The following is a 12,983-nucleotide window of genomic DNA, read 5'->3' as shown; positions in this document are numbered from 1 at the left end:
TGCCCGATGGCCATACTAGAGCATGAGCTTGCGCATCATCATCGCAGACGATCACCCGGTGGTCCGCATCGGTACCCGCGCCGTCATCGAGTCCAGTGGCGTGGGCCGCGTGGTCGGCGAGGCCGACAGCGCGCAGGCACTGATGACCCTGCTCGCCAACCAGCCCTGCGACCTGCTGGTCACCGACTACTCCATGCCGGGCAGCCCGCAGGCCGATGGCTTCGCCATGATCGGCATGATCCGGCGCCGCCACCCGGACCTGCCGGTGCTGATGCTCAGCGTTTCCAGCAACCTGGCGATCCTGCGCATGGTGCTCGACAGTGGTGTGCTCGGCCTGGTCGACAAGAGTTCGTCGATGGACGAGCTGCCGCAGGCGATCCAGGCGGTCTACCGCGGCCAGCCCTACATCAGCCGCAGCCTGCGCGAGCGGGTGGAGGCAGCCGGCAGCTGGCGCATGCGCGAGGGCGACGGCAAGCCGCTGTCCCCGCGCGAGGTGGAGGTGCTGCGCCTGCTCGGCACCGGCATGACAGTGAAGGAGATCTCGCTGCTGCTGCACAAGAGCGTCAGCACCATCAGCCGGCAGAAGGGCGATGCGATGCTCAAGCTGGGGTTGAAGGGCGATGCCGAATTGTTCGACTACCTGCGTGACGGGAAAATCTGAGACGCGATTCACATAATCGCCCGGACAGCAATGCGAGGTCGAAGGAATTGACCGGCGCATGTCCGGCCCCCAGCCGCGTCGCCGTGGAGATGCGGGCCGCCAGCGGGCAGGGCCTGGCGCTCAGCAGCGGTGCGGTGCAGGGCGCGCCTGACGTGCTGCAGCCGCAGCAGGAGACCCCGCGGGAGCCGGCGCGGCAGGCCCAGAAGGCGATGGGCGTCTGACATGCCAACGCCTTGGCAGAGAAGGGAGGGGCCATCTCCGCGTGGCCTTTTCCCTTTCTGCCAGCTGAGCGGCCGAGGCCGCTTTCAGCCTTGCTTCATGCCACCTGCCGCTAGATGAATGCGCAAGCCGCACGGTGGACCAGGCAATGTTCCGGCAATGTTGGAACGCCAGCGTGGACATCACGGCAGCCGGGGCGCCCCGCGCCCTCCCTGCCCAGCGTGGCATGCACCTCACAGGAGAACGAATCATGCTCAGTACTTCCACACTCAGCTTCCGTGGTCTGGCGATGGCGCTGGCACTGGTGGCCGGTGTCGCCGTGGTCAGCGATGCCAGCGCGATGTCGAGGAAGGACAAGCGCACCCTGGTCGGCGCCGTGGTCGGTGGCGTGGCCGGCAACCTGCTCTCCAACGGTGATCCTGCCGCCACCGTCGGTGGTGCCGTGGCCGGCGGCGCGATCGGCAATCTGACCACCTCCGACCGCCGCGACCGTCGTTATTACGACAATCGCTACTACGACAACCGCTACGACCGCCGCTACGATCGTGGCTACTACCGCAGCGGTTACTACGACCGCGGCGACGACCGCCGCTGGCAGCGTGAGCGTTACTATGACAACCGCTACTACCACGACCGCGGCCGCCATCGCGGCTGGTAAGCAGCGCGGCATCCTCGATGCCGCTGTACGGACGGGCGGGTCGGTGACCCGCCCGTTTGCGTTGGTGGCGCTCATGGCGTTGAATGCGCAGCCTTGGATGTGACTTTCCCCTCTCGGGCTGCGGCATGACGTCTTCCTCCCACCGCGTGCAGGGCCTCAACAACGACGAGGTGGCTGCCGACTGGCCACCGATCAGCGCGGCGGACATCGCGTGGCTGCGCCAGCGCTACCCGCAGCTGGACAGCGGCAGTCAGCCGCGCTGGCACAGCCCGCGGCCGCTGTCGGCTGCCGCCATCGTCAGCGGCGCGAACGGGGCGGTGTTCGTCAAGCGCCATCACCACAGCGTGCGCAGCGCGACGTGCCTGGAAGAAGAACACCATTTCATCGCCCATCTCGCTGCGGCGGGCGTACCGGTGGTGCAGGTGCTGCCAGCGGCCGATGGCCGCACCGCCGTCGAGCACGGCGAGTGGACCTTTGAACTGCACGCCGTCGGCGTGGGCGATGACCTGTACCGCGACGCGGTGTCGTGGTCGCTGCTGACCGATGTCGCCCAGGCCCGCGAAGCCGGGCGCGCACTCGCACAGCTGCACCGTGCCGCCGCCAGCTACCATGCGCCCCAGCGCAGCACCCATCTGCTGGTCGCGCGCGATGATCTGATCCGCGCCGACGATCCGATCGCGGCGATCAAGGCAGGACTGCATGAGCGTCCCGGGCTGGCCCGCTATCTCGCGCGCATTCCCTGGGAGGCGCAGCTGCAGCGCGACGTACTGCCGTGGCACGCCGGGCTGGCCGAGCGCCTGCGCGCCGAGCCACGGCTCTGGGCGCATAACGACTGGCATGTCTCCAACCTGCTGTGGCGCGACGGGCAGGTCAGCACCGTGCTGGATTTCGGCCTGGCTTCGCCCACCAGCGCACTGTTCGACCTCGCCACCGCGATCGAGCGCAACGCGGTGGCGTGGCTGGAACTGGAACGCGGCAGCGAGGCCGTGCGCCTCGACATCGCGCTGGCGCTGCTCGAGGGCTATCGCCAGGTGCTGCCGCTGTCGGCGGCACGCGCGCACCTGCTGGCCGACCTGCTGCCCATGGTCCATTTCGACTTCGCACTGTCCGAAGTGGAGTACTTCGAGGGCATCACCGGCTCGACCGCGAATGCCGACGTGGCCTGGCAGCCTTTCATGCTGGGCCATCCGGCGTGGTTCCATACCGCCCCGGGGCAGGCACTGCTGCAGGCCCTGCACGCCGCCGCGTGACCCGGTTGGGACACCGTTGGGGTCAGATCCCTTTCCTGCGGAAAGGGATCTGACCCGGCAGCCTGAAGGACGCCCGCTCGCAAATCCGTACCATTTGTAGTGAAATGGTGACCTGAAGCGGGGGTGCCTGGATCTGCCAGGCTGAGAGAGTCCCTTGGAACCTGATCCGGTTTGCACCGGCGTAGGGAGCTTTGAGCCGCAGCCACACCCCCATCATGGGCCGGTGCACCTGCGCGCCGTCGCTTCGTCTCCCTTGTTGTCCGAAGACGAATCGAATGAACCGCTGCCTGCGCCCCACCCTGCTCTCCCTCGCCCTCTGCGCCGCGCTGCCGCTGCACGCCAGCGAGGCCGAGTCGTCCCCCGATGCGGCTGCCCGCGGCGCCGAAGGTTCGCCGACCGAACTGGCGGCGGTGCGCGTGGAGGCGGGCAAAGCGAAGGCCGATACCTCGCGCGTGAATGCCTTCGGCGGCGGTTCGTGGAAGGACACGCCGGCGTCGGTGAACGTGCTCGAGCGCGATTACCTCGACCGCCGCCAGGTGCGCTCGCTGTCCGAGCTGGCCAGCAACGATGCCTCGCTGGGTGATGCCTACGCGCCGGTGGGCTACTACCAGAACATCGCCATCCGCGGCTTCGCACTGGACGCGGCCACCGGCTACCGCTTCAACGGGCTGTCCATCGCCGGCGAACAACGCCTGGCGCTGGAGAACGTGCAGTCGGTGGAGATCCTCAAGGGTGAAGCCGGGCTGGCGGCAGGCGTGATGGCGCCGGGCGGGATCATCAACTACATCGGCAAGCGCCCGGCCGAGGTGCGCACCGCCACGCTCGGCACCGATTCGGAAGGATCGCGCTACGCCGCTGTCGACGTCGGTCATTGGATCACCCCGCGTTTCGGCCTGCGCCTGAATGCCGCGTGGGATTCCAGCCATTCCTATGTCGAGCACGCCGATGGCCGCCGCAACTTCTACGCGCTGGCCGCCGACTGGTTGATCGGCGAACGCGGCAAGCTGGAGGTGGATGCGAACTACCAGACCAGCGCGCAGCGTTCGGTGTCCGGCTACCAGCTGCTGGGCGCGCGCGACCTGCCGCGCGGTGTCGACCGCGAACACCTGCTGGGTTACCAGCCGTGGCAGCGCCCGGTGGACATCGCCAGCACCAACATCACCGCCCTGCACACCTACGATTTCAATGACGCCTGGCAGTCGCGCGTCTCGGTCGGCCACAGCCGCTCGGTGATCGATGACAACGTCGCCTTCGCCTACGGCTGCTACTACGCCACGCAGTGCGCCGATGGCAGCGTGCCGGGCAATTACTTCGCGCCGAACGGCGACTATGACGTCTACGACTACCGCAGCCCGGACGACACCCGCCGCAACCAGCAGGCCCGTGCCGAGCTGCGCGGGCGCTTCCAGACCGGCAGCGTCGGCCACCAGCTGACCGTCGGTGCCGACTACTTCCGCCGCACCGTGGACAGGCGCCCGAGCGTCAACGAGTACGTCGGCACCACCAACATCCACGATGCGCCGGTGCCGGTATTCGAGCCGTCGCCGAAGATGCCGGGCCCGTCCGCACGACGCCTGGACAGCCGCCAGACCGCGTTCTTCGCGCTGGACCGGATCAGCTTCGGTGATGACTGGCAGTGGTTGGCCGGCGGTCGCTTCGTGCGCCTGGACGAGCGTGCCTACGACAAGCGTGGTACGCCGCAGCGGCACAGCCGCCTGTCGCGTTTCCTGCCGCAGACCGCAGTGGTGTGGAAGGCCACCGACCAGCTCAATGCCTATGCCAGCTACGTGCGCGGCATTTCGCTGGGCCAGGAGGCGCCGTTCTGGACCAGCAACGCCGACACCTTCCTGCCGTCGGTGCAGTCGCGGCAGCTGGAAGTGGGCGTGAAGTACGTGCCGGTCGAGGCGCTGACGCTGGGCGCGGCGGTGTTCCGCATCTCGCAGCCGTACCAGTACGCCAAGCCGGACAGCAGCGACGTCGGCTACACCTTCGTCGAGGAAGGCACGCAGACCCACACTGGCCTGGAGCTGACCGCCAACGGGCAGCTGACCGACGCACTGCAGATCGTGGCCAGCGCCAGCGTGCTGCAGGCGCGCGCGCGCGACACCGGCACGCCGGCCTATGAAGGCCATCAGCTGGTGAACGTGCCGAAGCTGCGCGCCAGCGTGCACCTGGCCTACGCGCTGCCGTTCGTGCAGGGCCTGGATGTCACCGGCGGCTGGCGCTATGCCGGTGCCAACGTGGCGCGTGCCGACGGCGGCGTGCGCGCACCGGACTACTCGGTATTCGATGCGGGCCTGCGCTTCCAGCATCGCCTGCACGAGCGTGCGGTGACCTGGAACCTGTCGGTGGACAACGTGTTCAACCGCTTCTACTGGCGTGATACCGGCAGCAGCGGCGGTGACTACTACCTGTTCCCCGGCGCACCGCGACAGGCCCGCCTGTCGGTGACGTTCGCGTTGTGAGCAGCGTGATGCTCGAGTGGAGCGCCGCGCTGTGCAGCATCCTCGGCGTCTGGCTGATGGCCCGCCGCCGGTTGTCGGCGTGGCCGGTGGGCCTGCTGTCGGTGGCTCTGTATGGCCTGGTGTTCGCCGAGGCCAAGCTGTACTCGGACACGCTGCTGCAGGTCGCCTTTGGTGGCTTCCTGGTCTACGGCTGGCTGAACTGGCGCCAGCACGCGGCCGACGAGGGCAGCATCCGCATCGTGCCGCTGGCGCGTAGCACGCTGCTGCGCGACCTGGCCATCGGCCTGTGTGGTGGCGTGGCGCTGGGCGCGGCCATGCACACCTTCACCGATGCCGCGCTGCCCTGGCTGGATGCGATGCTGACCGCGCTGAGCCTGGTCGGCCAGTGGTGGCAGGCGCGCCGTCACGTGGCCTGCTGGTGGGTGTGGATCGCGGTGGACGTGGTCTACGTCGGCGCGTACCTGTTCAAGTCGCTGCACGTGACCGCCGCGCTGTATGTGTTCTTCCTCGGCCTGGCCGTGTTCGGCCTGCGCGCATGGAGCGCGGCCGCGCGCGAGCCACAGGTGGCAACGCAGTAGAGCCACGCCATGCGTGGCTGTTGCGGGCAATCGGCGCGCCATCCACACATGGCGTGGATCTACGGGCTCAGGGCCAAACCCAGGCGCAGCGGCTGGCGCATGTCGGCCGGTGGGGCCGCCTGCAACGGCGCAGCCTGCAGCGTCGCGCGCAGGTCGGCATCGACCTGGGCATCACCCAGGCTGTCGAACTCCAGTTTCGAAATGCGGCCGTCCGCGGCGATCCACAGGCTTACCGGCAGTGGCATCGGCGTGTCCGGGTGCGCCTCCAGCCATTCCAGTACACGCTGCGCCTGCGGATCGTGCTCCTGCTGCAGGCGCTGCTGCAGCTGGCCTCCCACGGAGGCGGCGTAGGCCATCCAGTGCGCAGGGGCTTCCTGCGCGGAAACGCTGGCACTCCCCAGTGCCAACGCGCCGAGCACTGCAGCCAGATGCCGCCACCAGCGGCGCATGCCGGTCCTGTTCCCTGCCATGACCATCGCCTGCCTCCTGCACTCCCATCCAGCGCGCCATGGTCGGCGCCCTAGATGACAGGCAGATGGCGGCCGGTGATGGCCCGGCGCGATCACTCGCCCAGGTCGGCCAGCACCTTGCGCGAGGGCGCGAAGAAGGTCACGCCGGTGGTGGCGGTGGAGAAGTCGAGGATGCGGTCGTGCAGTGGCGCGGGATTGCCGATGAACATGCGCTCGAGCATCTTCTCGATCACCCACAGGCGGCGGGTGTAGCCGATGAAGTAGGTGCCGTACTCGCCGCGGCCCGGGTTGGCGAACGGCATGTTGTCGCGCAGGATCTCGTGCTCGCCGTCGGCATCCTCGATGGTGCACAGCGTCTTGTGCGACTTCTGCGCATCGGCCGGCGCGTCGTCCAGCTCGATGTTGTCGTGCTTGGTGCGGCCGATGATCGCTTCCTGCGCCTCGGTCTTCTGCGCGCGCCAGGCGTCAAGGTTGTGCAGGTACTTCTGCACCACCACGTAGCTGCCGCCTGCGTGGTCCGGATCCTCGTCACCTACGATCGTGGCTTCCGGCAGCGACAGCCCTTCCGGGTTGGCGGTGCCGTCGACGAAATCGAGCAGGTCGCGGCCATCGAAATAGCGGAACCCGGCCACGTCATCGACCGCTTCAACGGCATCGCCGAAGGCCATCAGCAGATTGCGCTCGAACGCCACGATCAGGTCCATGGTGCGCGCCCGGATGTGGTACAGCAGGTCACCGGGCGTGGACACGGCGGTGTGGGTGGCGCCCTTGATCTCGCGGAACGGCTTCAGCTCGCGCGGCGGCGTGGAGCCCACCAGCGGCTGCCACACGCGGTGGCCGATGGCCACGTTGCAGGTGAAGGTACGCTCGATCTCGCGGATGGCGGTGTTTTTGATCAGGTCATCGGTGCTCGCCAGCACCTCGCGTGCCCTGGCGATCGACGCCTCGTCATCCTTCACCTTCAACACCAGGAACGCCGCCGAATGGGTCAGTGGCGCGGTGATCTGCTGCGGCTCGTTGTCGAGCGTGTGGTTGAGGGCGGTGATCGGTGCGGGCTGGGAGTTCACGGCGGTTCCTGCGGGCTTGAGGCGGGCGCATCGCGCGTGGCGATGTGCGGGCGATCATAGCGGAACCGCCAGACCGGGGACGGAGCGGTTCTCAGTTCGCGGTCGATGCCGCTTGTGCTTGAGAGAGCGCCATGACGCTGCAGACTACGTAGCGTTGTGGATCGGTCCAGGCGATGCGCAGATACGGGCCTTCGAGCAAGCCATGGTCGCAGAGCCAGCCAAATACCTCGACCGGACTCCATTCGCGACCGGCCGCAAACGCTACACCAAGATCACGCAGGGCAGCGAACAAACGAGCTTTGCTGATGTCGTCGCCCACTTCAGCACGCAAGGTGGGGGCCTGTCCCTGGAAGCCGAGGGCATGCAGCGCCGCAAGCACGCCAGCGTCCAGAACCGCTACCTGCACGGTGCTGCCGTCGGCCTGCTGCACATATGCGGAAATGGGGATCTGCATGCGGGAACTCTGCCTGGCTCGGTCCCAGTATGCCCGCTCCACGACGGGCATAGGCAGGATCAATCCACGTCACTCCAGACCGCCAGCTCGTAGCCGTCCAGATCGCGGAAGTGGAAGCGGCGGCCGCCGGGGAAGGCGAACACGGCCTGCACCACCTCACCACCGGCGGCAACCACGCGCCGCTCTGCATCGGCCAGGTCCGCGCAGTAGAGGATCACCAGCGGTCCCCCATGGGCACGCACCTGCGCGTCGGCCACGAAGCCACCTTTCAGGCGGCCGTCGTCGAACTCGGTATAGGCCACGCCGTAGTCGGTGAACTGCCAGCCGAACACCTCGCCATAGAAGCGCTTGCTGCGGGCGATGTCGGCGACGTTGAATTCAATGTTGTCGATGCGGCGTTCGGCATCGTGGGTAGCAGCATGGCTCATGGCATGGCTCCGTTGAGGGAGCCCCAGCGTCGGTCAGTGCAGCCGGCGGGTCTTGAACAAAACGGCCATCATTGCCCCCACTCCAGGCGCAGTTCGCTGGCGGTCATGCCAGCCAGTTCGCGAGCGTCACGGCTGAGATGGGCCTGGTCGGCATAGCCGGCATCGGCGGCCAGCATCGCCAGCGAGTGCTGCGGCAGCGCGCGACTGTGACGAAGAAACCGTTGCAGGCGCAGGATACGCTCCAGCGTCTTGGCGCCGTAGCCGAACTGCGACTGGCTGAAACGCCGCAGGCTGCGCGGGCTCAGGCTCAAGTGCGCCGCCAGCGTATCCAGCGTGGCGTCACCCGCGGCGAGCGCCCGGAACAGGACATGTGCACGCTGCGCCGAAGTATCGAGCGCGGACACACCCATATGCTGCTGCAGGCAGTGCGCCATGCGCTGCAGGCGCAGTGCTGGCGCGGTGTCGCCGATGGAGGCCGCAGCCTTGTTCACCCACGTGCCCTTCAGATCAGCCAGTGGCACGGCCTGGCCGATGATCCCGGCCAAAGGCAGGCCCAGCGCGGCCAATGCCTGGCCGGGACGGAAGCGTGCGCCCAGCACCTGTGCACCGGGTGCCAGCGCCGGGTGCGCGGCCACGCGGTCCGGGCCGACCACGAACAACGCACCGTCGCGCCAGAGGATATCCACGCAGCCATCGGGCAATACGGTGATGTGCCCATCGGCATCGGCAGGAAGCTGGCTCTGCCAAAGCTGGCCGAAGTGGCCACGCAGCGAGCCAGGTGGCAGATGCTCCTGATAGGCCGTGCCGGTACCTGCGAGAGAGGGGGAATCGCCCATGCGACATTGTGGCGCCCCGGAGCCCATAAAAGTGAAGCCCGGCGCGAGGCCGGGCTTCGGTTGGCGTGTGGGAGAGAGAGAGAGAGTCACACGCCAGCACAACACGCACTAACGACAGGCGTTTGTTACCAGGTGAAGCGCGGGCCCACGAACCACTCGCGGTCGCCGGCCTTGGCCAGCTTCACTTCGCCACTCAGGCCCCAGTTCTGGTTGAACTTGGCGGTGGCGCCGACGCGGCCGTAGAACTCGCCGTCCGGGTTGATGCCGTGCTTCTTGGTGTAGTCCTCGTAGCCGGCCATCACGTAGCCTTCCACGTACGGGTTGAACGCGGTGCGCACGCCGACTTCGGTCGAGTAACCGTTGAAGTCCAGGCCGTGCTTCATGTCGAACTTCTGGTACGCGACGCGGGCGACCAGGTCGGTGTTCGGTGCGATGCCGTAGTTGTAGCCGGCACCGATGCGCCACTGGTCGACGTCATTCTTGAACGTGTCGGTCTCCTGCGCGCTGTAGTCGCCGAAGATGTGGAAGTTCGGGTGCACCGCCACCGAACCCTTCACCTTCCAGCCGTCGGCGTCGCCGCCCTTGGCATCGGTGTTCACGTAGCCGCCTTCAACGTAGTTGTACGACAGGCCATCGGTTGCCGATGCAGCGAACGGCAGAGCAGCCAGAAGACCCAGGGCGAGCAGCGAATTCTTGTTCATCGGGACACACCTTTCATTATTTTGGTTTCGTCGGCCGCCTCCCGGGAGGGGGAGAGAGAAGAGGCGGTCGACAGGTGTGAATTATCCGTTAGGGGGGCCAATCGACCCTGAATATTGAACTGACTGGTGTATAAATAAGGCTGCCGTTCAGGGAACTCGCTGAGCGGCACGTAGCTACGCTCCCGTAGCACGTGCCGATCGCGCCACTGATGGGAGCAATCATCTCCACAGATCATGAGGACAAAGGCGAACCCTGCTCAGAGTCTGCAACTCGCTAGTCTCCTCTCGGCCAGCTCGGCGAAGCAGACTGGAAAGGTCTGGTGGTCACGCTCGGATCATAGGATCAGGACTGGCAGGATTTCGTAGACAACTCAGAGCCGTAATCAGCGGTGACGAGAGCAGTACCTATGGCGAGCAAGCAGTACAAAGATGAGTTCAAGGCCGAGGCGATCAAGCAGGTGACCGAAAGGGCTTCGCAGTTGCGGAGATTGCCAAACGGCTTGTTGTCTCTTCCCATAGCCTGCACGAGATGGCTCCGGAAGGCCAAAGGCGGACGGCTGGCGGGAACGGCGGAGGGGTGATCTTGCGATCTTCAATGGACTCAGCCGAGGTCAGGTCAGACGCATGAAGGCTGGGATCAAACGCCTGACTGAGGCGCGCGACGTACTGAAAGGGCCGCGGCGTTGCCCAGACTGCGACATCCTGGCGCGGGTAACGACGGAGCGAGATTCATTGCGCGATGAGGCACTGTTCTTTGCCAAGGAATCGTTCTGAGATAAGAGGCGACCGAGCGCCACCGCAACAGGTATCCGATCCGGCAGATGCGCCGATGCCTGAAGGTGTCGTCCAGCGGCTTCCATGACTGGCGACCTAGACACCCCAGAGTCCGTGCACAGGGCAATATCCGATTGCTGGCCAAGATCCGTGCGCACCACGCGTCCAGTAATGGCGTGATGAACGCGCCGCGCATGCATGAGGCGTTGGGCTAAGCAGGCGAGACGGCCAGCCTCAACCGGGCCGCCCGGTTCGTGACGGCTGACGGGCTGGCTGGAGTTCCGCGTCGTCGACACTAACGACACAAGCCCTCGGTTCTGCGCGCGGCCTTCGTGCGCAACCATCTGGCACGCGACTTCACAGCAAACGAGCCCAACACAGAGTAGGTGCTGTACCCCCGCTACCTGAGAACCGGCGAAATCTGGTTGTACCTGTGTCCGGTGCTTGTTTTTTGCTCAGGCAAGGTCGTCCGCTGGTCGATGGCGCCAGTGCAGGATTGGCATCTGGTCCTGATAGCGGTGATGATGGCACGCTGGCAACAACCGAATTGCAGTGAGGTGATCCTGCACTCCCATCGCGGCATGCCGTTCAATAGCAGCGAGTGCCAGCATTTCCTGAGAGACCACCGCATCAACAGTAGAGCAACGTCGGCCACTGCTTTGACAATGCAGCCACCGAATGCTCCTTCGGGAAGCTCCAGCGTGAGCGTGTCTACCGACGCCGATACCTGAAGCTGGCCGAATCTACGGCGGATGCACTCGATTACATCGGGCGGTTACACGCCCCGCTCATCCAGCGAAGGCTTGATGCCAAAGATCAGCCTTTCGACTCTTACCCGATCGTCCGTGGAAACGGGGGTGGAACCCGTATCCCATGATGTGGTGGCAGGGCGAATGTGACCAGAGTCGAGGGTGACTTTAAAGGTGTCCTGATCTGGCCCCCTGAAAACGGACGCCATGAAGCCGTTTCAGGCGGCAGTCCGGAGCTGCCGGGCGTAGTTGTTAGGCGAGTGGTAGCCCAGCGCCGAGTGTAGCCGGGCTGGATTGTAGAAGCCGTGGACGTAAGCAGCGATGGACTGGCTGGCTTGTTCTCTACTGGCGTAAGGCTCGGCAGCCTCTTCTGTCTTGAGCGTCGCAAAGAAGCTCTCGGCCACCGCGTTGTCCCAGCAATTGCCAGGCCGGCTCATGCTTTGGACCACGCCATGGGACTGCAGCAGCTGGCGAAACTCGTTTCCCCAGTACTGCCCACCACGATCTGAATGGAAGATCAGGCCGGGTCGTTGTGGATGCAGAGCCCAAGCATTGGCAAATGCTTTCACCGCCAGCTCTTCAGTCAGACGCTTGGAAACGCTGTAGCCCAGCACCTGCCGGGTCTGGACGCTGATGACCACGGCCAGATGCAGCCATCCCTGGCGGGTAGGGACATACGTGATATCGAGGCTACGCAGAGACGTGACTGCAGACTCTGCAGTCCCCCTCCTAAGCGGGAGATCTCTGGAGCAAGGCGCCCCACTGCCAAGTCAAAGAGCGCCTTCGCGCCCCTTGCAAGCGAGGGTATCTCTCCTGCAGCGAGTAACAGGCTTCCTGCCTGGAACGTGATCTCACCCGCTTCGTTAAGCGCGCCCTTCATCTCAAAGGGTTGCCATGCTTCCGTGCCAGTAACGGCACGGAAGGCGAACGCCTGAGGCGACAACTGAATCAGCGCCGCTACATCGTTGATCGCCGCTTTGCCAATGGCACCAACGTACTTCCCGCCGGCTACGAGGTCGCGAGCGTCATCGCGCCTATAGATCAAGCCCTGCTGTCGACTCACGCCTGCCCCGTAGCTCTGGGCACGGAGGTTCTCTGCGTTCTGTGCGGCCCATGCATTCCAAGCCGGCCGGGTGATGTCGCCCATCACCGTTGCCCCATCACCGTTGCATAGCTACGCAAGTAGTTCCCGTCCGCACGCGCGGGTGCCGGAAGGTGTATTTGCGGGCGTAGCCCCAGTAGTGCATGAAGTCGTGGTTGGCCCGCTCATCGCCGGATACATGCACGGTCGGCAGAGTCAGCGCCCACTCCCCAATGATCACATCCTACTGCTAATAACATTGAAATCGAACTGCAAGCTAAAGCGATCCGGAGCATCCATGTTCGCCGCACGATAGACCGCATCTACCCCAAGCACCCAAGCATCTCCAGTTCCTGACACAACCCTCAGCTCCACCGGGAAACGGAGGGTCATCGCAGTTACGACACCGTGCATGGGATCGGTGGACAATTGTCGTAGACCTGTTTCGATGTCTGGCTTTGAAAGAAGAGTCAAAGACAGCAACCTGGCGCCCACGTCTTGAGCGGACAGCTCCGCTTCGACGTCATTCACAACGAAAGCAGGAAAGTCAGGGCCTCGCCTGATCCACGCCATCATATGGCGATCTGGCTCT

The 12,983-nt window shown here is 65.5% G+C and carries 13 protein-coding genes, 2 pseudogenes and 1 riboswitch; of the genes and pseudogenes, 7 read left to right on the top strand and 8 right to left on the bottom strand.

Going from position 1 to position 12,983, the window contains the following annotated elements:
* Window positions 1-22: 22 nt before the first annotated feature.
* The 6 genes from AC5P9C_RS14670 to pnuC all read left to right on the top strand — a co-directional run bounded on the left by AC5P9C_RS14670 (window position 23) and on the right by pnuC (window position 5,831).
* A complete protein-coding gene (locus AC5P9C_RS14670; protein WP_049439268.1) occupies window positions 23-661 on the top strand; it encodes a response regulator in 639 nt (212 codons plus the stop codon).
* An 83-nt stretch (window positions 662-744) separates the two neighbouring features.
* Window positions 745-882 carry a hypothetical protein gene (locus tag AC5P9C_RS14665; protein WP_312580512.1) on the top strand — a complete coding sequence of 46 codons (138 nt, stop codon included), beginning with the start codon at window positions 745-747 and terminating at the stop codon, window positions 880-882.
* A 248-nt stretch (window positions 883-1,130) separates the two neighbouring features.
* Entirely contained in the window at window positions 1,131-1,538 is a 408-nt protein-coding gene (locus tag AC5P9C_RS14660) for a glycine zipper 2TM domain-containing protein (protein WP_049416597.1), read from the top strand.
* 125 nt (window positions 1,539-1,663) lie between these two features.
* Window positions 1,664-2,788: a phosphotransferase enzyme family protein gene (locus AC5P9C_RS14655; protein ID WP_343541148.1), complete on the top strand. Its 1,125-nt coding sequence runs from the start codon at window positions 1,664-1,666 to the stop codon at window positions 2,786-2,788.
* 109 nt (window positions 2,789-2,897) lie between these two features.
* Window positions 2,898-2,993: riboswitch (TPP riboswitch) on the top strand.
* Window positions 2,994-3,063: 70 nt separating this feature from the next.
* Complete coding sequence (locus AC5P9C_RS14650; RefSeq protein ID WP_343541150.1) at window positions 3,064-5,253, top strand: TonB-dependent receptor; 2,190 nt, start codon at window positions 3,064-3,066, stop codon at window positions 5,251-5,253.
* A gap of 8 nt (window positions 5,254-5,261) precedes the next feature.
* Window positions 5,262-5,831 (top strand): nicotinamide riboside transporter PnuC, encoded by a 570-nt coding sequence (gene pnuC, locus AC5P9C_RS14645; RefSeq protein WP_057494013.1) that lies wholly within the window; start codon window positions 5,262-5,264, stop codon window positions 5,829-5,831.
* A 59-nt stretch (window positions 5,832-5,890) separates the two neighbouring features.
* On the opposite strand, the gene AC5P9C_RS14640 is transcribed toward pnuC, so the two are convergent.
* The 6 genes from AC5P9C_RS14640 to AC5P9C_RS14615 all read right to left on the bottom strand — a co-directional run bounded on the left by AC5P9C_RS14640 (window position 5,891) and on the right by AC5P9C_RS14615 (window position 9,787).
* Window positions 5,891-6,307 (bottom strand): hypothetical protein, encoded by a 417-nt coding sequence (locus AC5P9C_RS14640; RefSeq protein WP_343541152.1) that lies wholly within the window; start codon window positions 6,305-6,307, stop codon window positions 5,891-5,893.
* Between the two features lie 86 nt (window positions 6,308-6,393).
* Complete coding sequence (locus AC5P9C_RS14635; protein WP_049465993.1) at window positions 6,394-7,368, bottom strand: Dyp-type peroxidase; 975 nt, start codon at window positions 7,366-7,368, stop codon at window positions 6,394-6,396.
* Window positions 7,369-7,459: 91 nt separating this feature from the next.
* A complete protein-coding gene (locus AC5P9C_RS14630; protein WP_065428186.1) occupies window positions 7,460-7,822 on the bottom strand; it encodes a hypothetical protein in 363 nt (120 codons plus the stop codon).
* A gap of 59 nt (window positions 7,823-7,881) precedes the next feature.
* Entirely contained in the window at window positions 7,882-8,250 is a 369-nt protein-coding gene (locus AC5P9C_RS14625) for a VOC family protein (RefSeq protein ID WP_057494000.1), read from the bottom strand.
* A gap of 68 nt (window positions 8,251-8,318) precedes the next feature.
* Window positions 8,319-9,086, bottom strand: coding sequence for a helix-turn-helix transcriptional regulator (locus AC5P9C_RS14620; RefSeq protein WP_329853880.1), 768 nt, complete (start codon window positions 9,084-9,086; stop codon window positions 8,319-8,321).
* A 125-nt stretch (window positions 9,087-9,211) separates the two neighbouring features.
* Window positions 9,212-9,787, bottom strand: coding sequence for an OmpO family porin (locus AC5P9C_RS14615; RefSeq protein ID WP_049465985.1), 576 nt, complete (start codon window positions 9,785-9,787; stop codon window positions 9,212-9,214).
* Between the two features lie 407 nt (window positions 9,788-10,194).
* Here AC5P9C_RS14615 and AC5P9C_RS14610 point away from each other — a divergent pair.
* Window positions 10,195-10,468 (top strand): annotated as a pseudogene (locus AC5P9C_RS14610) (transposase); the annotation flags it as partial.
* A gap of 1,060 nt (window positions 10,469-11,528) precedes the next feature.
* On the opposite strand, the pseudogene AC5P9C_RS14605 reads toward AC5P9C_RS14610, so the two are convergent.
* Both AC5P9C_RS14605 and AC5P9C_RS14600 read right to left on the bottom strand, forming a co-directional pair.
* A pseudogene (locus tag AC5P9C_RS14605) lies at window positions 11,529-12,032 on the bottom strand (IS3 family transposase); the annotation flags it as partial.
* A gap of 596 nt (window positions 12,033-12,628) precedes the next feature.
* Complete coding sequence (locus tag AC5P9C_RS14600) at window positions 12,629-12,967, bottom strand: hypothetical protein (protein WP_414615130.1); 339 nt, start codon at window positions 12,965-12,967, stop codon at window positions 12,629-12,631.
* Window positions 12,968-12,983 lie beyond the last annotated feature (16 nt).

Source organism: Stenotrophomonas sp. YJH_SMC_10 (assembly GCF_059371555.1).
Note: the sequence above shows the minus strand (reverse complement) of the source record. Positions and strands in the feature narration are given on the sequence as shown.

Coding starts and splice junctions, on each gene's coding strand:
- AC5P9C_RS14670 (WP_049439268.1), top strand. CDS start 23: ATGAGCTTGCGCATCATCATCGCAGACGATCACCCGGTGGTCCGCATC.
- AC5P9C_RS14660 (WP_049416597.1), top strand. CDS start 1,131: ATGCTCAGTACTTCCACACTCAGCTTCCGTGGTCTGGCGATGGCGCTG.
- AC5P9C_RS14655 (WP_343541148.1), top strand. CDS start 1,664: ATGACGTCTTCCTCCCACCGCGTGCAGGGCCTCAACAACGACGAGGTG.
- AC5P9C_RS14650 (WP_343541150.1), top strand. CDS start 3,064: ATGAACCGCTGCCTGCGCCCCACCCTGCTCTCCCTCGCCCTCTGCGCC.
- pnuC (WP_057494013.1), top strand. CDS start 5,262: ATGCTCGAGTGGAGCGCCGCGCTGTGCAGCATCCTCGGCGTCTGGCTG.
- AC5P9C_RS14640 (WP_343541152.1), bottom strand. CDS start 6,307: ATGGTCATGGCAGGGAACAGGACCGGCATGCGCCGCTGGTGGCGGCAT.
- AC5P9C_RS14630 (WP_065428186.1), bottom strand. CDS start 7,822: ATGCAGATCCCCATTTCCGCATATGTGCAGCAGGCCGACGGCAGCACC.
- AC5P9C_RS14625 (WP_057494000.1), bottom strand. CDS start 8,250: ATGAGCCATGCTGCTACCCACGATGCCGAACGCCGCATCGACAACATT.
- AC5P9C_RS14620 (WP_329853880.1), bottom strand. CDS start 9,086: ATGGGCGATTCCCCCTCTCTCGCAGGTACCGGCACGGCCTATCAGGAG.
- AC5P9C_RS14615 (WP_049465985.1), bottom strand. CDS start 9,787: ATGAACAAGAATTCGCTGCTCGCCCTGGGTCTTCTGGCTGCTCTGCCG.
- AC5P9C_RS14600 (WP_414615130.1), bottom strand. CDS start 12,967: ATGATGGCGTGGATCAGGCGAGGCCCTGACTTTCCTGCTTTCGTTGTG.